The sequence below is a fragment of the Streptomyces sp. NPDC033180 genome, assembly GCF_055577645.1.
In genome coordinates, this window is sequence record NZ_JBVIPU010000022.1 from 1 (window position 1) to 18,656 (window position 18,656).

At 71.1% G+C, this 18,656-nt stretch carries 21 protein-coding genes; 11 read left to right on the plus strand and 10 right to left on the minus strand.

From position 1 onward, the window contains the following. Positions 1–509, plus strand: a 509-nt coding sequence (locus ACZ5WE_RS36125; protein ID WP_467695583.1) for an acyl-CoA carboxylase biotin carboxyl carrier protein subunit, incomplete at its 5' end; no start/stop codon positions are given. Between the two features lie 105 nt (positions 510–614). Here the strand turns inward: ACZ5WE_RS36125 and ACZ5WE_RS36130 are convergent. Continuing rightward, positions 615–1,364, minus strand: coding sequence for an ABC transporter permease (locus tag ACZ5WE_RS36130; protein WP_467695585.1), 750 nt, complete (start codon positions 1,362–1,364; stop codon positions 615–617). 2 nt (positions 1,365–1,366) lie between these two features. Further along, positions 1,367–2,338 carry an ATP-binding cassette domain-containing protein gene (locus ACZ5WE_RS36135; protein WP_467695586.1) on the minus strand — a complete coding sequence of 324 codons (972 nt, stop codon included), beginning with the start codon at positions 2,336–2,338 and terminating at the stop codon, positions 1,367–1,369. A gap of 417 nt (positions 2,339–2,755) precedes the next feature. Between ACZ5WE_RS36135 and ACZ5WE_RS36140 the strand changes: the two genes are divergently transcribed. The 3 genes from ACZ5WE_RS36140 (at position 2,756) to ACZ5WE_RS36150 (ending at position 5,685) form a co-directional block, all read left to right on the plus strand. After that, entirely contained in the window at positions 2,756–3,346 is a 591-nt protein-coding gene (locus ACZ5WE_RS36140; protein ID WP_467695588.1) for a thioesterase II family protein, read from the plus strand. A gap of 111 nt (positions 3,347–3,457) precedes the next feature. Further along, complete coding sequence (locus tag ACZ5WE_RS36145; protein ID WP_467695589.1) at positions 3,458–4,906, plus strand: class I adenylate-forming enzyme family protein; 1,449 nt, start codon at positions 3,458–3,460, stop codon at positions 4,904–4,906. Next, positions 4,903–5,685 carry a carbon-nitrogen hydrolase family protein gene (locus ACZ5WE_RS36150; protein WP_467695591.1) on the plus strand — a complete coding sequence of 261 codons (783 nt, stop codon included), beginning with the start codon at positions 4,903–4,905 and terminating at the stop codon, positions 5,683–5,685. The genes ACZ5WE_RS36145 and ACZ5WE_RS36150 overlap by 4 nt, the downstream gene beginning before the upstream one ends. 93 nt (positions 5,686–5,778) lie before the next feature. Here ACZ5WE_RS36150 and ACZ5WE_RS36155 read toward each other — a convergent pair whose 3' ends face one another. Continuing rightward, on the minus strand, positions 5,779–6,261 hold the full coding sequence (locus tag ACZ5WE_RS36155) for a DUF1453 domain-containing protein (RefSeq protein ID WP_467695593.1): 483 nt from the start codon (positions 6,259–6,261) through the stop codon (positions 5,779–5,781). A 158-nt stretch (positions 6,262–6,419) separates the two neighbouring features. On the opposite strand from ACZ5WE_RS36155, the gene ACZ5WE_RS36160 reads away from it, so the two are divergent. Beyond that, the gene (locus ACZ5WE_RS36160; RefSeq protein ID WP_467695595.1) at positions 6,420–6,995 is read left to right on the plus strand and encodes a TetR/AcrR family transcriptional regulator; all 576 of its coding nucleotides are present in this window, start codon (positions 6,420–6,422) and stop codon (positions 6,993–6,995) included. Here ACZ5WE_RS36160 and ACZ5WE_RS36165 read toward each other — a convergent pair. Beyond that, positions 6,992–8,386, minus strand: a complete 1,395-nt coding sequence (locus ACZ5WE_RS36165) for an NAD(P)/FAD-dependent oxidoreductase (RefSeq protein ID WP_467695597.1) — start codon at positions 8,384–8,386, stop codon at positions 6,992–6,994. The genes ACZ5WE_RS36160 and ACZ5WE_RS36165 overlap by 4 nt on opposite strands. A gap of 125 nt (positions 8,387–8,511) precedes the next feature. Between ACZ5WE_RS36165 and ACZ5WE_RS36170 the strand changes: the two genes are divergently transcribed. After that, on the plus strand, positions 8,512–9,270 hold the full coding sequence (locus tag ACZ5WE_RS36170) for a DsbA family protein (protein WP_467695598.1): 759 nt from the start codon (positions 8,512–8,514) through the stop codon (positions 9,268–9,270). On the opposite strand, the gene ACZ5WE_RS36175 is transcribed toward ACZ5WE_RS36170, so the two are convergent. Further along, entirely contained in the window at positions 9,248–9,907 is a 660-nt protein-coding gene (locus ACZ5WE_RS36175; protein WP_467695600.1) for a rhomboid-like protein, read from the minus strand. The genes ACZ5WE_RS36170 and ACZ5WE_RS36175 overlap by 23 nt on opposite strands. A 52-nt stretch (positions 9,908–9,959) precedes the next feature. On the opposite strand from ACZ5WE_RS36175, the gene ACZ5WE_RS36180 reads away from it, so the two are divergent. Beyond that, positions 9,960–10,847 (plus strand): aminoglycoside phosphotransferase family protein, encoded by an 888-nt coding sequence (locus ACZ5WE_RS36180; protein WP_467695602.1) that lies wholly within the window; start codon positions 9,960–9,962, stop codon positions 10,845–10,847. A 43-nt stretch (positions 10,848–10,890) separates the two neighbouring features. Continuing rightward, positions 10,891–11,397: a GNAT family N-acetyltransferase gene (locus ACZ5WE_RS36185; protein ID WP_467695604.1), complete on the plus strand. Its 507-nt coding sequence runs from the start codon at positions 10,891–10,893 to the stop codon at positions 11,395–11,397. An 18-nt stretch (positions 11,398–11,415) separates the two neighbouring features. Here the strand turns inward: ACZ5WE_RS36185 and ACZ5WE_RS36190 are convergent, their stop codons facing one another. Continuing rightward, positions 11,416–12,438, minus strand: coding sequence for a zinc-binding dehydrogenase (locus ACZ5WE_RS36190; RefSeq protein WP_467695605.1), 1,023 nt, complete (start codon positions 12,436–12,438; stop codon positions 11,416–11,418). A 58-nt stretch (positions 12,439–12,496) separates the two neighbouring features. Next, positions 12,497–13,678, minus strand: a complete 1,182-nt coding sequence (locus ACZ5WE_RS36195; protein WP_467695607.1) for an FAD-dependent oxidoreductase — start codon at positions 13,676–13,678, stop codon at positions 12,497–12,499. A gap of 113 nt (positions 13,679–13,791) precedes the next feature. Here ACZ5WE_RS36195 and ACZ5WE_RS36200 point away from each other — a divergent pair, with 113 nt between their 5' ends. Beyond that, positions 13,792–14,484, plus strand: a complete 693-nt coding sequence (locus tag ACZ5WE_RS36200; RefSeq protein ID WP_467695609.1) for a pentapeptide repeat-containing protein — start codon at positions 13,792–13,794, stop codon at positions 14,482–14,484. A 439-nt stretch (positions 14,485–14,923) separates the two neighbouring features. Here the strand turns inward: ACZ5WE_RS36200 and ACZ5WE_RS36205 are convergent, their stop codons facing one another. From ACZ5WE_RS36205 to ACZ5WE_RS36215, 3 genes are all read right to left on the minus strand, one after another. Beyond that, positions 14,924–15,421, minus strand: a complete 498-nt coding sequence (locus ACZ5WE_RS36205) for a hypothetical protein (RefSeq protein ID WP_467695611.1) — start codon at positions 15,419–15,421, stop codon at positions 14,924–14,926. 76 nt (positions 15,422–15,497) lie between these two features. Further along, on the minus strand, positions 15,498–16,193 hold the full coding sequence (locus ACZ5WE_RS36210) for a response regulator (RefSeq protein WP_467695613.1): 696 nt from the start codon (positions 16,191–16,193) through the stop codon (positions 15,498–15,500). Then, positions 16,190–17,404: a sensor histidine kinase gene (locus tag ACZ5WE_RS36215; protein ID WP_467695703.1), complete on the minus strand. Its 1,215-nt coding sequence runs from the start codon at positions 17,402–17,404 to the stop codon at positions 16,190–16,192. Before ACZ5WE_RS36215 ends, ACZ5WE_RS36210 begins: the two co-directional genes overlap by 4 nt. Before the next feature lie 292 nt (positions 17,405–17,696). Between ACZ5WE_RS36215 and ACZ5WE_RS36220 the strand changes: the two genes are divergently transcribed. Continuing rightward, positions 17,697–18,254 carry a GlcG/HbpS family heme-binding protein gene (locus ACZ5WE_RS36220; RefSeq protein ID WP_467695614.1) on the plus strand — a complete coding sequence of 186 codons (558 nt, stop codon included), beginning with the start codon at positions 17,697–17,699 and terminating at the stop codon, positions 18,252–18,254. Between the two features lie 226 nt (positions 18,255–18,480). Then, positions 18,481–18,654, plus strand: coding sequence for a hypothetical protein (locus ACZ5WE_RS36225; RefSeq protein ID WP_467695616.1), 174 nt, complete (start codon positions 18,481–18,483; stop codon positions 18,652–18,654). The last annotated feature ends 2 nt before the right edge of the window (positions 18,655–18,656 follow it).

Sequence of the window (18,656 nt, forward strand, 5' to 3'; positions counted from 1 at the left end):
CCGCCTTCGCCCCCGAACTCACCGGCTCCACCGACCCGTTCACGGCCCACACCCGCTGGATCGAAACCGAGTTCGCCAATAACATCCCCGCGTTCACGGTCCCCACCGACGCGGGAGCAGGCGCGGACGCCGTGGACACGGCCCGCAGGACGGTGGTCGTCGAGGTCGCGGGCAAGCGTCTGGAGGTCTCGCTCCCCGAGTCGCTGGGGGCCGCGGTCGCCGGCGGCGTCTCCGGTGGCGGCAAGAAGGCCCCGCGGCGCAAGGGCGGCTCCAAGGCGTCGGCGGCGGCCTCCGGAGAGTCGTTGACCTCCCCGATGCAGGGAACCATCGTGAAGCTCGCCGTCGCGGACGGCAGTCAGGTTCAGGAGGGCGACCTCGTCGTGGTCCTGGAGGCCATGAAGATGGAACAGCCGCTCACCGCCCACCGAGCCGGGACCGTCAAGGACCTGTCGGCCGAGGTGGGCGCGACGGTCGCGGCGGGCGCGGTCATCTGTGAGATCAAGGACTGACCCGCTGCCGCGGCGCGTACGACGGAGCCGGCCTCCCCGCCCGACTGGGTGGGGAGGCCGGCTCATGTGTCCGCGGCGGGCGCCAGGCCGGGCGCCGCGCGGGCCTCAGCCCTGTTCGCGGTTCATGGTCCGCATGCCCCAGGCGCCGAAGATGACCACAAGGGAGAGGGCGGCCAGGGCGCCGGTCAGCGTGGTGGAGGAGGCGTACTCCCCGGCGGTGATCGCGCGCAGCGCGTCGACCACGTGGGACAGCGGGTTGGCCCGCGACAGGTCGTAGAGCCAGTCCGGCGCCGCACTCATCGGGAGCAGCACGCCGGAGAGCAGCATGAGCGGCACAAGGACCATGCTGAGCAGCGGGGCGAACCGGTTCTCCTGTTTGAGGATGAGCGCCAGCGCGTACGAGGCCGAGCTGATCCCGGCGGCGAGCACGGAGGACAGCGCGAGCAGCAGCAGGACCGCGGGCAGGGGGGCGCGGAAGCCGAAGGCCGTGGCCGCGGCGAGCAGCATGACGCCCTGGATGCCCAGTTGGGCCAGGTCGCTGAGGACGCGGCCGGAGAGCAGCGCGGCGCGGCTGACGGGGGCGACGCGCAGCCGCTCCATGACCCCGGAGCGCAGCTCGGGGGTGAGCGAGAAGCCCGCGTAGGCGGCACCGAACAGGGTGAGCTGCATCAGCATGCCGGGCACGAACCACTGCCAGGCGTCCACGTCGCCGGGCAGCGTGTTCTTCAGGAGAGGGCCGAAGAGCACGAGATAGACCAGCGGGCCGGATATTCCGACGATGAGCTGGAGCGGGCTGCGTGCCCACGGGCGGGTGGAGCGGATGAAGATGAGGCGCGTCTGCTTCAGGTAGTGCACCGTCACTCTCCCTGATCGTCGGTGGGGTTGGTGTCCGTGTCCCGCAGACTGCGGCCCGTCAGGGTGAGGAACACGTCGTCCAGGGTCGGGCGGTGGGTCTGTACGGACGTCACGGGGATCTGGATCCGGTCGAGTTCCCGCAGGAGCACGGGGAGGACGGAACCGCCGAGCGGCACCCGGAACCGTACGGTCCAGCCGTCGACGGTGATCTCGCGGGCGCCCGGGAAGCGTGCCGCCATCGCGGCCGTGCCCGACGGGTCCGAGGTCTCCAGGACGAGCAGGTCGCCCGAGACCTCGCTCTTGAGGCCGTCGGGGGTGCCCTCGGTGATGATCTGCCCGCCGTCGATCACCAGGATGCGCTCGCAGAGGGCGTCCACCTCGTCGAGGTAGTGCGTGGTGAGGAAGACCGTGGTGGAGTGCAGGTCGCGCAGCGACCTGATGTGGTCCCACAGATTGCTGCGGCTCTGCGGGTCGAGGGCGGTGGACGGCTCGTCGAGGAAGACCAGTTGGGGCCGGTGCAGCACGCCCATCACGATGTCGAGACGCCGCCGCTGGCCTCCGGAGAGGGTGGACACGGTCCGGGTCTCCATGCCCGTGAGGTCGTACTGGGCGAGGAGCTCCTCGACCCGCCCGCGGGCCCGGCCGCGGGAGATGCCGTAGAGCTGGGCCTGTGTCATCAGTTCGTCGCCGACGCGCTGGTCGCCTCCGGCGCCGTTGCCCTGCCCCACGTAGCCGATGCGGCGGCGTACTCCGGCGGGGTCGTCGAGCAGGTCGCAGCCGGCGACCATCGCCACGCCAGATGTGGGGCGCAGCAGCGTGGAGAGCATCCGCAAAGTGGTGGACTTTCCCGCGCCATTGGGGCCGAGGAATCCGACCAGTTCGCCTTCTGCGACGTCGATGTCCACGCCCCGGACGGCCGCTACGGTGTTTTTTCGGCTGCGGAACGTTTTAGCAAGGTCTCGTACCTTGATCATCGGCGGTTCCTCATCCGGTCTCGCATGATGCGCTGAGTGCAGGGAAAAGTGCGCCGTGTCCATCGATGGGAATGTCGAGAGCGGCGCGATGTGGCAGATGCAGTGTCACGCGGATTCGCGTACGTGCAGGAAGAATGTATTGCGCGACGAATTCGGTCGACAACCCCTAGTCTCCCCTGCGGGCCACAACTGGGGTGAGGGGGCGCGGGGCAGGGGAGGGCAGGTCGGAGCCCTGGTCCGCCAACAGTGGCCGAAATCAGCCCTAGGATGCCAGTATCTCCACCCGGACCTCAACCATGGGGTCGAGGTTGCCGGTTTCGCCTCGCCGTAATGTCGCACCACTCGATGCATGCGACATGTACTTATCGATTCGAAAGGGGAAGGTCATTGGTGTCAAATGTGTGTGCCGATCTCGATTTGATAAGCATCCGGCACGCCTCGATCTCCAGTAAATACAGGCTGGCCGGCTTTCCGCACAGTGTCGAATCGACGTCTTCGTTCCTCTGCCTGGCGGAACTCCTGCTGCCGACCGTCGAGGTGCTGGTGTTCCAGCATTCCTACGCCTTCGACAGCAGCGTGCCCCCGCGGATCGGAGACCTCTCGGACCTGGCCGACGACGCCTTCGAGACCCTCGCGGAGTGGACGGACCGGCCGCTGGCGCTCTTCGGGCACGGCAGGGGCGCCGACCTGGCGTACCGGGTGGCACACAGGCTCGAGCGGGAGACGGGGACCGTGCCCGCGACCCTGTTCGTCTCGGGGGCCGCGGGCGCCGAGAGGACCGAAGCCTGCGACAACGGGCCCGAGTTGCGCTGCCCCATCGTGGCGCTCACCGGCGAGACGGACCGAAGGGCGCCGGTGTCAGCCGTACGGAACTGGCGCCACCGCACCAGCGGAACCTTCGACCTGGAGGTGTTCCCGGGTGCGCGGGGCTATCTCGACGTCAGCCGCCGGCAGGTCGCCAACCTCGTCCACGATCAGCTCCTCGTCGCGGAGAACAAGGGAGCCTAGGGGGAAGTTAAGGGTTCCCGGGTGGGGGCATACTGCCTAACTTCCTTGGTGGGGCCCGTGTTACGCATCAGTAGCGGCACGGTTCCCTCCCGAGGAAGGAACCTCCCGACAGTGACCTCGAAGATTTTCGCCCACGACTCGGTTCAAACCCTCTCCGCATCGGAGCAGGGAGCCCTGCGCATCGCCGACGCGCTCCGCGATCGAGGCGTCGGCCCGGGCCAGCGCGTCCTGCTCAAGGCAGGCAACTCGGCGGGCTGGGTCGGGACGCTGCTGGGGCTGATGCACCTCGGCGCCTCCATCGTGCTCGTCGACCAGCAGGAGCACGCGGAGGAGACCCGGCGCATCGTCCGGCGCACCGGCGCCAAAGTCATCCTCGTCGACGACGACGCGCCGATCGACGACGACCTGGACGCCATCCACCTCTACGAGATCCTGGTGGCCGCGGCGGGCCGCGAAGTCGCCGAGCAGCGGCTGTCGTTCGACGAGTGGGGCGAGCGGCCCGACGGCCTGATCATGTGGACCTCGGGCTCGACCGGTTCCCCCAAGGGAGTCGTCAAGTCGGGCGCCAAGTTCCTCACGAACCTGCGGCGCAACGCCGATCAGGTCGGACATGTCGCCGACGACGTGCTCATGCCGCTGCTGCCCTTCTCCCACCAGTACGGGCTCTCCATGGTCCTCATCGCCTGGATCACCGGGTCCTCGCTGGTGATCGCGCCTTACAAGCGGCTGGACCGGGCCCTGCGGATGGCGGGCGAGACCGGGGTCACGGTGATCGACGCGACGCCTTCCAGCTACCGCAGCATGCTCAACCTGATCGGCCGCAAGCCCGCGCTGCGCGCCGACGTCGAGCAGGTGCGCATGTTCTGTGTCGGCGCGGCGCCCCTGGACGGGCCGCTCGTCGACCGCTACGTCGCGGAGTTCGGGCGACCGCTGCTGGACAGCTACGGCAGTACCGAACTGGGCAACATCGCCTTCGCCACCATCGAGAACCCGATCGCCTGCGGCCGGACGATGGAGGGCATCCGGCTGCGCGTGGTCGACGAGGACGGCCTCGAGGTGGCGCCGGGCGTGGCGGGCGAGATCGAGGTGGACACCCCGGACGGCATGGAGGGCCATCTCGACGAGGACGGCATCCTGCTCCCCGCGGATGCCGGCTGGCAGCGCACGGGCGACCTCGGTCACCTGGACGAGCACGGCAACGTGTTCCCGCTCGGCCGCAAGTTCGCCGTGCACCGGATGGGTTACACGCTCTATCCGGAGCTGATCGAACGCAAGGTGGCCGCCCTGGACTGCTCGGCCCGGATCGTGCCGCTGCCCGACGAACGGCGCGGGGCGCAGCTGGTGTTCTTCGTCGAGGACGAGCGGGGGCAGGCGGCCGCGTACTGGCGGGACAGGCTCTGTGGGATGCTTGCCACCTTTGAGCACCCCGACCGGGTCGTCGTCCTGGACCGGTTCCCGCTCAACCGCAACGGCAAGCCGGACAAGCGGCAGTTGGAGCGGCTCGCGCGGGAACCGCAGGCCGGCGGGCCCGGTGATTCCCCCGGAGGAAACACTCAGTGAGGATCGCTTGTCTGCAGGCGGCGTGCGGCGCGACCGATGTGCCGCGGCTTCTGGAGAAGCTGCGGGCAGGAGCGCGCCGCGCTGCCGATGAGGGGGCCGAGTTGCTCGTCACCCCCGAGATCTCGATCGGTGGCTATCCCCTGCAGGCAGGCAACCTCGCGCAGGCCGCGGGTCCCGTGGACGGAGCGCGGTGCGCGGAGGTCTCGGCCATCGCCCGGGAGTTCGGCATCGCCATCGTCCACGGCTGGCCGGAGACGGACGGCTCCGCCGTGTACAACTCCGCGCGTCTCGTCGCGCCCGGCGGTGAGACGCTCGCCGTCTACCGCAAGGCGCACCTGTACGGGCGTGCCGAGCGGGCCCGGTTCACACCCGGGGCGCAAGGGGTGGTGCAGGCGTCCTTCGGCGGTCTGACGCTGGGCATGCTGATCTGTTACGACGTGGAGTTCCCGGAGGCCGTGCGGGCGCACGCGCTGGCCGGTACCGATCTGCTGCTCGTGCCCACCGGGCTGATGCGCCCCTGGGAGTTCGTGGCCCGCACGCTGGTGCCGGCCCGCGCCTTCGAGAGCCAGCTCTACATCGCGTACGCGAACTGGACCGGCGACCACGGGGGCCTCAGTTTCTGCGGCCACACCACGGTCGCGGCGCCGGACGGCACGACGCACGCCGTCACCGAGGACCGCGAGGATCTGCTCGTGGTCGACGTCGACCCGCTGGTCCTCAAGCGCGCCCGTGCCGCCACGACGTATCTGCGCGACCGGCGCCCGGAGCTCTACCCGTAACCCGTCGTCCCGACCGCCTCACCCGGGCATGAAGAGGGCCCGGAGACCGTCACTGTCTCCGGGCCCTCTTCACGCTGCCGTGACGGGCGGGTGTCAGATGCGGGGCCTCTCGAAGCGCGGCTTCTCGGGGGCGAAGGGAACCCCCGTGGAGAGCCCGCGGGCGCCGACGACCAGCGCCTCGCCCAGGAATCCGACGCCGATGGAGAGGTTGATGGGCCGGGCCTCCGACTGCATGCCCATGTGCACCGCGAGGAACCCGAAGGCGGCCATCACCACGAGGGACCCGATGATGACGAGGAACGTCTTGCCGGTGTAGCGCTGGTACAGGATCCCTTCCTTGGGATAGACCTGGATGGTGGCGCCACGCACCGCGCCGAGGCCGACACCGAGCACCGAACCGGCGATGACCCAGCCGATGTCCGTGCCGGTCAGGCCCTTCACCTCGGTCAGTGCCCAGATCCCGAGGCCGGTGAGGACCAGCGGGGGCGCGAACAGGTCACGGGCGTTGAGTGGTTCGCCCAGCAGGCGCTTGATCACCACTGCGACCGCACCTACGGCGATGATCGTTACCAGCATCCACGTGTCCACCACTGCACCCCTTTGTTGCCAGCCCTGTCCGTGCCCCAGCAGGGCACGGAGTTAATTTAGCGCGCCCGTGCTATAACAGCAATATGCCAAGAGTCGTCGTAGCCGAAACCCGGCGCCAGGATGTTGCCCGGGCTGTTCTCCGCATCGTGGGCAGCGAGGGTCTCGAGAGCGCCTCACTGCGGAACGTCGCCCAGGAGGCCGGGCTCGCCATCGGTTCTGTGCGGCACTACTTCGCCAGCCAGACCGAGCTGATGATCTTCACTATGGAAGAGTTGCGGCGCCGCATCGACGGCCGGATCCGGGGCCATGCCGAGCAGCTCCTCGGCCCGGACACGGGCATCGACCGCCGTACCCGTACCGAGGAACTGTTCGCCGAGTTCCTCCCCCTCGACGAGACCCGCCGCGAGGAGGCGGTGCTCTGGCTGGCGTTCATCAGCGCCGCGCGCACCCGCCCGGAGTTCCGGCCCTGCGCGCGCCGGATGCACGAGGAGGCCCGCGAGCTGATCGGGCGGGTGCTGCTGGAGGCCCAGCGCTCCGGAGGCATCCCCGGCGACCTCGGCATCGAGCTGGAGACCCAGCGGCTGGCCGCTCTCCTGGACGGCCTGACCCTCGGCGCGGTGCTGCACCCCGATCTGCTGGAGCCCGACGCCGCGCGCGCGATCCTCCGCCGGCATCTGGGTGCCCTCGTGGCCCCCGGCGACGGGGGCTCCCCGCTCTCCTAGTGGCGCCCCGACAGGCGGTCCGCGATGCGGGCCAGGCGGGGGGCCCTGGCGGTCGGAGTGGTCAGTTCGTGGCGGTCGGCGCTGCGGTACGTCGCGTACATGCCCTGGACGCCGATCCAACGCAGCGGCTCCGGCTCCCACTTGCGGACCTTGTGGTTGACCCAGGGCAGGGACGTCAGATCCGAGGGGCCCGACTGGCCCGAGTCCTGCTGGACCAGGTCGCGCAGGGTGCGGGCCGCGAGGTTGGCGGTGGCGACGCCCGAGCCGACGTAGCCGCCCGCCCAGCCGAGGCCCGTCGCGCGGTCCAGGGTGACCGTGGCGCACCAGTCGCGCGGGACGCCCAGTACGCCGGACCAGGCGTGGGCCACCCGCACTCCGGCCAGTTGCGGGAAGAAGCGGGTGAGGATCTCGCGCAGGGCCTCGATCGTGGCCGGCTGCGTGCGGCCGTCGTTGTCCGTCTTCGAGCCGAAGCGGTAGGGGACTCCGCGACCGCCGAGCGCGATGCGGCCGTCGGCGGTGCGCTGCGCGTACATGTAGGCGTGCGCCATGTCGCCGAGCGTCTCGCGGCCCTCCCAGCCGACCGACTCCCACTGGGCGTCGGTGAGTGGTTCCGTCGCGATCATTGAGGAGTTCATCGGGAGCCAGGTGCGGCGCTGGCCCTTCAGGGAGGCCGTGAAGCCCTCCGTGCAGCGCAGGATGTACGGCGCGCGGACCGTGCCGTACGGGGTGATCGCGTGCTTCGGTCTGATCTCCGTGACCGGGGTCGATTCGTGGATCGTGACGCCGAGCGCCTCGACCGCCGCCGCCAGGCCCTTCACCAGCTTCACCGGGTGCAGGCGTGCGCCGTGCGGGGTCCAGGTGGAGCCGACGGCGCCGGCCACGCGCACCCGGTCGGCCGTCTCCCGTGCGCCGTGCAGGGTCCGGTCCTTCTCGCCGTACGCCAGCTCCGTGGCGTGGAACTCCTTCAGACGGGCCAACTGGGCGGGGGTGTACGCCACTTCGAGTACGCCGCCGTGGTGGATGTCCGCGTCGATCTGCTCTTCGGCAGCGGCGCGGATCACCTCGTCGACCGTTTCGTTCATCGCCTCCTGGAGGCGGACCGCCGCCTCCCTGCCGTGCAGCCGGGCGTAACGGTCGCGGCCCGCGATGCCGTTGTAGAGCCACCCGCCGTTGCGGCCGGAGGCCCCGTAGCCGCAGAACTTCTGCTCCAGGACGGTGATGCGGAGGAAGGGGGCGGCCTTCTTCAGGTAGTACGCGGTCCACAGGCCCGTGTAGCCGCCGCCGACTATGCAGACGTCGGCACTCTCGTCGCCCGGCAGGGGCTCACGGGGGCCCGGGGTGCCGTTGTCCGCGTACCAGAACGAGATGCCGCCGTTGATCGTGCTGCTCATGAGCCGGACGTTACTGCGCTGGTGGGGACTTTGGGGAGGGGTTCGGAGGAGAGCGTTCCGATACGTTGATCCGGCACGTGGCGATGTCGAAGCGTCAGGTGCCGAGATCCTGGAGGACTGTTCAGATGGCCGTACGCAAGGCCGGGCGCATCGTCGCCGCGGTGGCCGCCACCGCACTCGTCGCCGGGGGCGCAGCCGCCTGCGGGCCCGACGACCTCACGGGCGGGGGCGACAACAAGCAGTCGGGGTCGGCTTCGGAGTCCGGGGCCACCGGGGGCCCCGAGGCGAAGGAGCCGCCGGCCGGTACCGACGCGCTCGCGAAGGCGCCCGCCTCCGTGAAGGGCGGCGTGATCACGGTCGGTGACCCGAAGGCCGCGCACACGGTCAAGCTGTACGAGGACGCGCGCTGCCCGATCTGCAAGAAGTTCGAGGAGACGGGCGCGCAGGCCCTGGTGGAGCCGGTGGCCGCGGGCAAGGTGAAGGTCGAGTACACGCTCGCCTCGTTCCTCGACAAGAACCTCGGCGGCAGCGGCTCGGTGAACGCGGCGAACGCGCTGCGGGCCTCGGTGGATGCGGGGAAGTTCCCGCAGTTCCATGCCGCGGTCTTCGCCAACCAGCCCGAGCACGAGACCGAGGACGCCTTCACGCCCGCCTTCCTGTTGAAGATCGCCGACCGGGTGGACGGGCTGCGGGGCGCCGAGTTCGACAAGGCCGTGCAGAAGGGGACGTACAAGAAGTGGGTCGGTGAGGCGATGCGGGCCTTCAGCGACGACGGTATGCAGGGCACGCCGACCGTCGTCATCGACGGCAAGAAGGCGGACAGCAACGCGCTGTTCGACCAGGACACGTTCGCCAAGGAGCTCAAGGCCTCCGGGATTTCCTGATCCTTCGCAGGCTCCAGCTCCCCGGTGCCGGGCGTACGGCACTCCGGGTCAGCGGATAGGAGGCCAGGCCGATCAGGACCGATGTGAAGTGGCCCAGGTCGGTGAAGGTCCTGCCGGTGATCAGCGGAGTGCCGTACACGGCGAGGACGATCCCGAGATACGCGTATCTCCAGGGGCTCGGCACCCAGTAGGTGAGGACCGCGACCACGCCCGCCAGCGCGTAACTCACGCCCACGTCCAGGGTGTTGACCGAGGCGGTCGGGGCCGCGCCGTGGTGGATCGCGAGCGCGAGGACCCCCTCGCTGATGAGCGTGGCCACGACGTGCGCGCCCGCGGCCACCGCGAGCCAGCGTGCGGTGCCGAGCCGGCGCTCGGCGGTGGCGTGGAAGACCGTGTAGAGCACGGCGTACGACAGCCAGGTGCCGCCGTCGATCCAGAGCACGCTGGAGACCAGGACGCGCACGGGGTTGTGCGACAGCTCGTGGATGTTCGTGGAGCGCTGCCGCAGGAACTCCTTCTCGAACTCCGGCGACATGTGGTGCATCGCGACCGTGGTGACGAACAGGACCGCGAGCCAGACGTACGTCCCGGGAGCGCTGCGGATGTAGGCCAGGACGGCCAGCCCCGCAGCCCTCATGGCCGGAATAATCCCCATGCGGCGATTCACCCACGCCGGTAGCGTCGCCGGCGTGATCGACATTCGCATTCCGGACGAGCTGATCGAGTCGCAGTACCGGTACGTGGGCGAACCCGGCCGAGCCTTCATCGCGGCGCTGCCCGCGCGCGTGGCGGAGTTCGTCGAGCGCTGGGACCTGAGGGTCGACGGGCCCTCGATGCACGGCATGGCCGCGCTCGTGCTGCCCGTGGTGCGTCGGGACGGCACCCCCGCCGCGGTCAAGTTCCAGGTGCTCGACGAGGAGACCGAGGGGGAGCCGGTCGGGCTGCGGGTGTGGGACGGCGACGGCGCGGTGCGGTTGCTGGACCACGACGACCGCACCGGCACGATGCTGCTCGAACGCCTCGACTCCGGGCGGATGTTGTCGACGGTGGAGGACACGCACAAGGCCGTGCTCGTCATTGCCGAGCTGCTCGCCCGGCTCACCTCGGTGCCCGCGCCCGAGGGCATGCGGCGGCTCGCGGACATCGCGGGGGAGATGCTCGACGACCTGCCCGGGGCCCTGAAGGCGATCCCCGACCCGGCCCAGCGCGCGATCGTGGAGCGGTGCGGGGGCGCGATGCGCGAGGTCATGGGGGAGCCCGGCGACCGGCTGCTGCACTGGGACCTGCACTTCGAGAACGTCCTCGCGGCCGAGCGCGAGCCGTGGCTCGCCATCGACCCGAAGCCGCTGGCCGGCGACCCCGGCTTCGACCTCTGGCCCGCGCTCAACAACCGCTTCGACCCACAGGACCTGCTGTGGCGGTTCGACGCGATGAGCGAGGTGCTGGGGTTGGACAGGGAGCGGGCGCGCGCCTGGACCTTGGCCCGGGTACTGCAGAACACGCTGTGGGAGATCGAGGACGGCGAGGAGCCGGACGAGGAGGATCTGGAGCTTGCGCGGCGGCTGCTCGGGGCGTGAGACGCGGGTTGGCCCCGGCAGGCGGTCTGGTTAGCCTGCGGCCATGATTCGTCACGCCACCCCTGCCGATGTCCCGGTGATCCACGCCATGGTCCGCGACCTCGCCGAGTACGAGAAGGCACTCGACGAGGCCAGAGCCACCGAGGAGCAGCTGCGTGAAGCGCTCTTCGGGGAGCGGCCCGCCGCCTTCGCGCACATCGCCGAGGACGACGCTTCGGGGGAGATCGTCGGGTTCTCGCTGTGGTTCCTGAACTTCTCCACGTGGCGCGGCGTGCACGGGATCTACCTGGAGGACCTGTACGTACGGCCCGAGGCGCGCGGCGGCGGGCACGGCAGGGCACTGCTCGGCGAGCTCGCGCGGATCTGCGTGGAGCGGGGTTATGAGCGCCTCGAGTGGTCCGTGCTCGACTGGAACGAGCCGTCGATCAACTTCTACAAGTCGCTCGGTGCGCTGCCGCAGGACGAGTGGACCGTGTATCGGCTGACCGATGGGGCGTTGGCCGGGCTGGGAGCTCCGGGAGCTCCGGGGGCTGCTTCCGCCGCGTCGTAGGGGGCCCTTGTTCAGGGTTCAGGGGATCAGTACCACCTTGCCCGTGGTGCGGCGGTTCTCCAGGTCGGCGTGGGCGGCTGCCGCCTGCGCCAGTGGGTAGCGCTGCACCGCCGGGGTGAAGTGGCCCTTCTCCGCTTCGGCGAGGGCCGCGCGCTCCAGGGTGCGGACCGGGTTGTCGCTGCCCGCCCTGCGCATCATCTCCGGGCCGAGGACGTTGAGTTGGGTGATTCCACGGGCCGCGAGCTGCTCGTCGGTGAACGTGAGGGGCCCGCCGTCGCGCAGGCCCTTGCCCGACCAGCCGAAGACGACGTGCGCGCCGCCGGGGGCGAGGAGGTCCACGGCGGCCATGCCCGCATCGCCGCCCACTCCGTCGAACACCACGGTCGCGCCCGGCACGCCACTGCCGCCGAGCTTCGCCAGGTACGCGCGGACCTCGTCCGGCCAGTCCGGGTTCCTGTAGTCGACGGCCAGGTCGGCGCCGTTCGCCTCGACCACGGCCGTCTTCTCCGGGCCGCCCGCCAGGCCGATCACCGTGGCGCCCATGTGCTCGGCGTACTGGACCAGGAGTGTGCCGATGCCGCCCGCCGCCGCGGGGATGACGGCCACGGAGTCCGGGGTCAGCTCGGCGAACTGCAGGATTCCCATCGTCGTACGCCCCGTGCCGATCAGGGCAACGGCCTCCGCGTCGTCCAGGACTTCGGGGATCTCGTGCAGGCGGGAGGCCTCCGTGACGACGAGCTCGGCGTAGCCCCCGGGGGCGAAGCCGATGTGGGCGACGACGCGCTTGCCGAGCCAGCTGCCGTCGACTCCCTCGCCGAGGGCGTCGACCGTGCCGGCCACTTCGCGGCCCGGGATCGTGGGCAGCTCGGGGAGTTCGGGCAGCGGGCCCTTGAACCCCTCGCGGATCGCGGTGTCCAGGAGGTGCACACCCGCCGCGGTCACCGCGATGCGGACCTGACCTGGGGCAGGTGCCGGGTCCGGAGCCTCCTCGTACGTCAGGTGCTCGGCCGGGCCGAAGGTGTGCAGGCGGATGGCGTGCATGGGGTTCGCTCCTTGGGCTTTGGGGGCGTTCTTCCGGTGTTGCCGCCACCCTCGTACCTCAAGCGGACTTGAGGTCAAGCCTCGTGGAGGTCAGTGCGAGCGTCACCGCCTCCAGGGCGCTGTTGAAGGAGACCTCGGAGAGCAGACCGGGCGCGGCGACCTGGTCGCCGGCCAGGTAGACGCCGTCGCCGCGATCGATGGCCGGGCGGTCGCGCCAGGTGGTGCCCGGCAGGTCCACCGCCCCGGTGCGGCCGTTGGACACGGCGTCGCGCCGCCAGACCAGGCGGTCGCGCCAGCCCGGGAAGCCGAGGTCGAGCAGATGGTCGGCGCGGGCCGCGCCGTCCGCCTTGGACTCTTCGGGGGAGAGTGGGATCTGCCCCTGGATGAGCTCCTGTCCCGCGGGGGCGAGGCTGCGGTCCTGGGTGGTGAACCGCTCGATCCAGCCGGTGCTGTCCAGATCGGAGATGGCGAAGGGGTCACCCTTGCGGGAGTTCAGGGCCATGTCGACGAGGGTGGTGCGGGCGCTGTCCCAGTGGAGGCTGTCGTCCTTGAGGAGATGGCGGGCCGCGGGGAGGGAGGTGGCGACGACGACGGGGCCTGCGGCGGGGAGGGATGCGAGGGCGTCGACGCGGGACAGGGTCTCCACGCGTACGCCCAGGTTCCAGGCCAGTGTCGCCATGCGGTCGATGACCGAGCCCCAGCCGCCACTCGGGTAGTGCGCCTCCGGGGGCAGCTTCGTCGCGCGGCGCAGACGCTCGTGCACGAACCGGGCGGAGAGGGAGCCGGGGTCGTGGTGGAACGTCGCCACGGCGATGTAGTGCGCGGCGGCGCGCGCGCCTTCCTCGCCCACCTCGCCGGTGGCCCAGGTCATGAAGTCCACGTCCACCGGAGCCTGTTCGGGCTTGCGGCGCAGGAGCCTCAGCATCGCGAGGGGTGGGGTGCGGCGGAGCCTGCCCTGGTGGTGGAGGCGGAGCCGGGTGCCTTCGAGGGGCGGAAGGGGGGAGAGGGGGCCGATGAGGTCGCGCTGCTTGAGCCAGGTCCAGTGGGGACCGCCGTTGTAGAGGGCGTGCGGGCCTTCGTTCGTGCGGTACGCGCCTTCGGCGGTGCGGGCCCGGCCGCCGAGGGTGTGGTGGGCCTCGTGGATGGTGACCCGGGCGCCGGATTCCGCGGCGCTGATGGCAGCGGTGAGGCCGGCGAAGCCGCCGCCGATGACGGTGAGGGGCTTTCGGTGGGTGGGCATGGGCTGGGCTCCTGTCGTGGTCCGTGCGTCTACTCGGTACGACGGATGGGGGTGCCCGGGATGTGACATCGGCGGGCTGCGGCGTTGTCAGTGGGCGGGTGCAGGATGGGCGTATGGGACAGAGGGATGGTCAGAGGAATGGTCAGAGGGATGCGGCAGGGGTGAAGAAGGCTCGGCGGCCGGAGGTGCGGTTGCCCGCGCTGCGGGGGTTCGAGGGGCCCGGGCTGGAGCCCGACGGGGACTATGACGGGGTCGAGTTCCGGGATCTCGATCTCGCGGGGCAGGACGGCGGGGGAGCGCTGTTCCTGGACTGCGCGGTGACGGGCTGCGGGGTGACGGAGACGCGGCTCAGCAGGGCACGCTTCGTGGACTCCGTGCTGACGGAGCCGCGGGGGGTCGGCACCGAGCTGGCGGAGGCGTCGCTGAGGGACGTGGAGGTGGTGGACGCGCGGCTGGGCGGTGTCCAGCTGCACGGGAGTGTGCTGGAGCGGGTGGTCGTGCGGGGCGGGAAGATCGACTATCTGAACCTGCGGAAGGCGCGGTTGAAGGACGTCGTCTTCGAGGGCTGCGTGCTGGTGGAGCCGGACTTCGGGCAGGCGGCGCTGGAGCGGGTGGAGTTCGTGGGCTGCGTGCTGAAGGGGGCGGATTTCAGCGGGGCCCGCATGAAGGACGTCGACCTGCGGTCGGCTGCCGAGGTGGACATTCTGCGGGGGCTCGACTGCTTGGCGGGGGCGGTGATCAGTACGGCGCAACTGATGGACTTGGCACCGGCGTTCGCCGCCCAGGCGGGCGTACGGGTGGACTAGCGTCCGGCTTTGGCGGTGGGGGGGGGCGGTGCGGGCTGCGGGGCTGCTTCGACTGCGGGCGCGTCGGAACGGCGGCATAGCCCGCCTGTTGGGTGCGGGGCCGCGCCGGTATGTCCGTCCTCGCTATCGTCCGGTGGCCGCGGGGCTGCTTCGGCACCGGAGCGCCGCGAGCCGTGCTCCGGGCGGACATACCGGCACGTCCCCTCCCGAGCGCTGCCGACTGCGGGCACGTGGCACTCCCCACCCTCCGGCTATGTCGGTCCCCTCCCTGCCGGGCTGCTCCCTGACCCACCCACCCGCCTTCTCCCCCTTCCCCGCGGGGCAATCGGGCGGGTGGGTGGAAAGGCTTGTTCGTCCAGGGGAGGCTGCGGGGTAATCGGGCGGGTGGGTGGGAGAGGTTGTTCGGGCAGGGGCGGATGCGGGGGGCTCCGCTGGGCGCCTACGCCCGGGGAAAGCGGGACTGGAGCGACCAGATCGCCGGGTTGTCCCCCAGGGACTCGTGGAGGTCGATGAGGTCCGCCAGGAGGTCCTGGAGAAAGTCCCGCGCCTCGCGCCGCAGCTCGGAGTGGGAGAACGTCAGCGGAGGCTCCTCCGCCCGCATCCAGTCCGCCTCGATGTCCACCCACCCGAAGCGCCGGGTGAACAGCATGCGGTCCGACGACTCCGTGAAGTCGAGCTCCGCGTACTGGGGGCGGGAGGCCCGGCTGCCGCGCGGATCCTGGTCCACCTGCTCGACGATGTCGCACAGCGCCCACGCGAAGTCCAGGACGGGAACCCATCCCCAGGCTGTGGACAGCTCCCGGTCCGCCTTCGTGTCCGCGAGATACACGTCCCCGCAGAACAGGTCGTGCCGCAGCGCGTGGACATCCGCGCCGCGGTAGTCGAACTGCGGGGGGTCGGGAAAGCGGTGGGAGAGGGCGTAGCCGATGTCGAGCACGTGGTCGATGGTGTCACGGCCCCGAAGGGGCCGGCCGCCGCCGCCCAAGACAACAACCGCCCGAGGCAGCAACCGCTCAAGGCAGCAGCCGCTGCTCCTTGGCCACCGCCACCGCGCCCGCCCTCGTGTCCACCCCGAGCTTGTCGTAGATCCGGCCCAGGTGCGTCTTCACCGTGGCCTCGCTGATGAACAGCGCCCGGGCGATCTCCCGGTTGCCGAGGCCCTGGGAGAGCTGCGCGAGGATGTCGAGCTCGCGGTCGGTGAGGGTCGGCAGCGGCTTGCGCATGCGGGCCATCACACGGGACGCGACCGGCGGGGAGAGGGTGGTGCGGCCCTGCGCCGCGGCGTGGATCGCGGCGAAGAGCTCCTCGGGGCGCTCGGCCTTCAGAAGGTAGCCCGTGGCCCCCGCCTCGATCGCGCGGGTGATGTCCGCGTCCGTGTCGTACGTCGTCAGGACCAGGACGTGGGGTGGTGGGGCGGGGGCATCGGAGTCGGAGGAGGAAGGAGCGGAGGAGAAAGGAGCAGAGGAGGAAGACGCAGACGTGATGGTGCGCGTCGCCTCCACGCCGTCCATTCCCTCCCCCAGCTGCAGGTCCATCAGGACCACATCCGGCGCCAGCTTCGCGGCGAGCGCGATCGCCTCCTCGCCGGTGCCCGCCTCACCGACCACCTCGATGTCCGGCGCGCTGCCCAGCAGGGCGAGCAGTCCGGCCCGTACGACGATGTGGTCGTCGCAGACCAGGAGGCGGACCGGAGGTGCGGGGGTCGTCATGCGGACTCCTGGGGAAATCCGGACTCCTGGGGAAATGCGGACTCCTGGGGGGATGCGGACTCCTGGGGGGATGCGGGCTCCTGGGGGGAGAGGGGGATCGCCACCGAGAGCACCGTGCCCTCGCCCGGCGCCGACTCGATCGTCAGTGTCCCGCCGAGCTGCCCCGCGCGGGCGCGGATCGCGGGCAGCCCGTGGCCCCGCCGGTCGGGGGCGGGCGGCGAGGCGGTGGGGGTGAAGCCGCGGCCGTCGTCGGCGACGTCGAGCACCACCTGGTCGTCCAGATGCGTGAGCGTCAGCGCCGCCGTCGTCGCGGCGGCGTGCTCCGTCACGTTGGCGAGGGCGCCTTGCGCGATGCGCAGGAGCGCGGACTGCGTCCGGTCGGGGAGCGGTGCGGGCACGCCCTCGCAGTGGAAGCGGACCGTGAGGCCCGCGTCCAGCGCGGTGCGCGCGGCCAGCGTCCGCAACACCTCGTCCAGGCCCCCGCCGTCGGCGAGGTCGGCGGGCGCGAGGTCGTGCACGAAGCGGCGGGCCTCGGCCAGGCCGCGTTCGGTGATCGACTCGGCGGTACGGACATGGGTGCGGGCCTTGGCCGGGTCCGTGTCCCAGACGCGGTCGGCGGCCTGGAGCAGCATCTGCTGGCTGGACAGGCCCTGGGCGAGGGTGTCGTGGATCTCCATGGAGATCCGCTGGCGCTCGGCGAGCGTGCCCTCGCGCCGCTCGGTGGCGGCCAGTTCGCGGCGGGTGCGGATGAGGTCGTCGATGAGCGTGCGCTGACGGGCCGCCTGGCGCTGCATGTACAGGAAGACGGCGGTCGCGACCGCGGCCCAGGCGGGCGGCGCGAGCAGCAGGTTCGGGTCGAAGCCGCCCGCGAGCCGCAACTGCGCGACGACCACGAAGGCGGTCAGGACGGCCACCAGGAACAGGGCGGCGCGCAGCGGCAGCGTACGCAGGCCGGTGTAGAAGAGCGGTACCGCGCACCACGCGAAGCTCGGCGCGAGTATGACGAGCACGACCCAGACGGCCACGACGAGGATCAGCCAGCTGAGGCGGCGTGGCGCGGTGGGGCGGGCGCCGATGGCGGGGCCGAGCACGTAGAGGAGCGCGAGGGAGACCGAGAGCGCGATGATCCACGGGGTGCGCGGTTCGCCGGGGTGCCGCATCAGGAAGCGGGTCAGCGACGAGCCCAGGAGCAGAAAGAACGCCGTGTGCATGACGGCGGCGAGCCAGCGTGAGTCGGGGTCTCGTGAGGCGGCCTCTTGCGGGGCGCCTTCGGCCTGCTCCACGGCTTCGCTCCTTCCGGCTCGCTGCTGAACTGCGCAAACAACCTCATTGTGACCCGGCGGGATCACCAGGGGGTCAACCGATCGGCTGACCCTCGTGTCGACCGAGCCGCGGGCAGGTGGCAGCCGGTACGTCGACCGGGTCGGGCCGGTGGCGGCCGGAGGATTGATCGCAGAGGAAACAACCTCCCCCGATCCCCGCCTTCACCCCGAGGAGCCCCCGATGAAGAAGATCTCCCGCCGCACCCGCGTCCTGACCATCGCCGCCACCGCCGCCGTCCTCGGCGCCGGAACCTTCGGTGCCGTCTCCGCCAGCGCCGAGGCCCCGGCCGCCGCTCCCAGGGCCGCCGTCGCCGCCGACGCGGGCAACAAGAACCTCACGCAGTCGACGCACCTGAACGTCGAGGCCGCGACCAAGGCCGCTCAGGCCACCCTCGACGCCGCGAAGAAGGAGAACCAGCGCGTCTCCGTCGCCGTCGTCGACCGCAACGGCAACACCATCGTCGAGCTGCGCGGCGACGGCGCGGGACCGCAGTCCCCCGAGTCCGCCGTGAAGAAGGCGTACACCGCCGTCTCCTGGAACGCGCCCACCTCCGAGCTGACCAAGCGTCTGGAGCAGACCCCGAACCTGAAGGACATCCCCGGCACGCTGTTCCTCGGGGGCGGTGCGCCGGTGACCGCCAAGGGCGCCCCCGTCGCGGGCATCGGTGTCGCGGGCGCCCCGAGCGGCGACCTGGACGAGAAGTTCGCGAAGGCGGGCGTCGCGGCGCTCGGCCGATAAGGCTCTGGGGCCGCTGACACCGCCGCGCTGCCGAAGCCACCGGATCGGCGGCACCGCCTACGTCACCGGCGGCATCACCCGCGACGGATTCTGGAACGGGATCACCGTCATCGACCTGGAGAGCGGCGACACCCACCGACTCCCGGCAGGGGAACGCCCGTTGGGCATCGCGGTTCTGTAGGGCCCGTGCTCAGGCCGCACAGAGGGCTCAGGCCGCACAGAGGGCTTGGGCGGCGCGGGAGGCCTGGGCGGCGACAGGGGTTTCACCTCCCCGCACACGGTCCGCGACCACCTCAGGACCGTCTTCACCAAGGCCCGCGTCTCCAGCCGCGGCGAGCTGGTCGCCCGGCTGTTCACCGAGCACTACTGGCCCGCGCTGCCCGGCAGCGGCTCTCGGTGAAG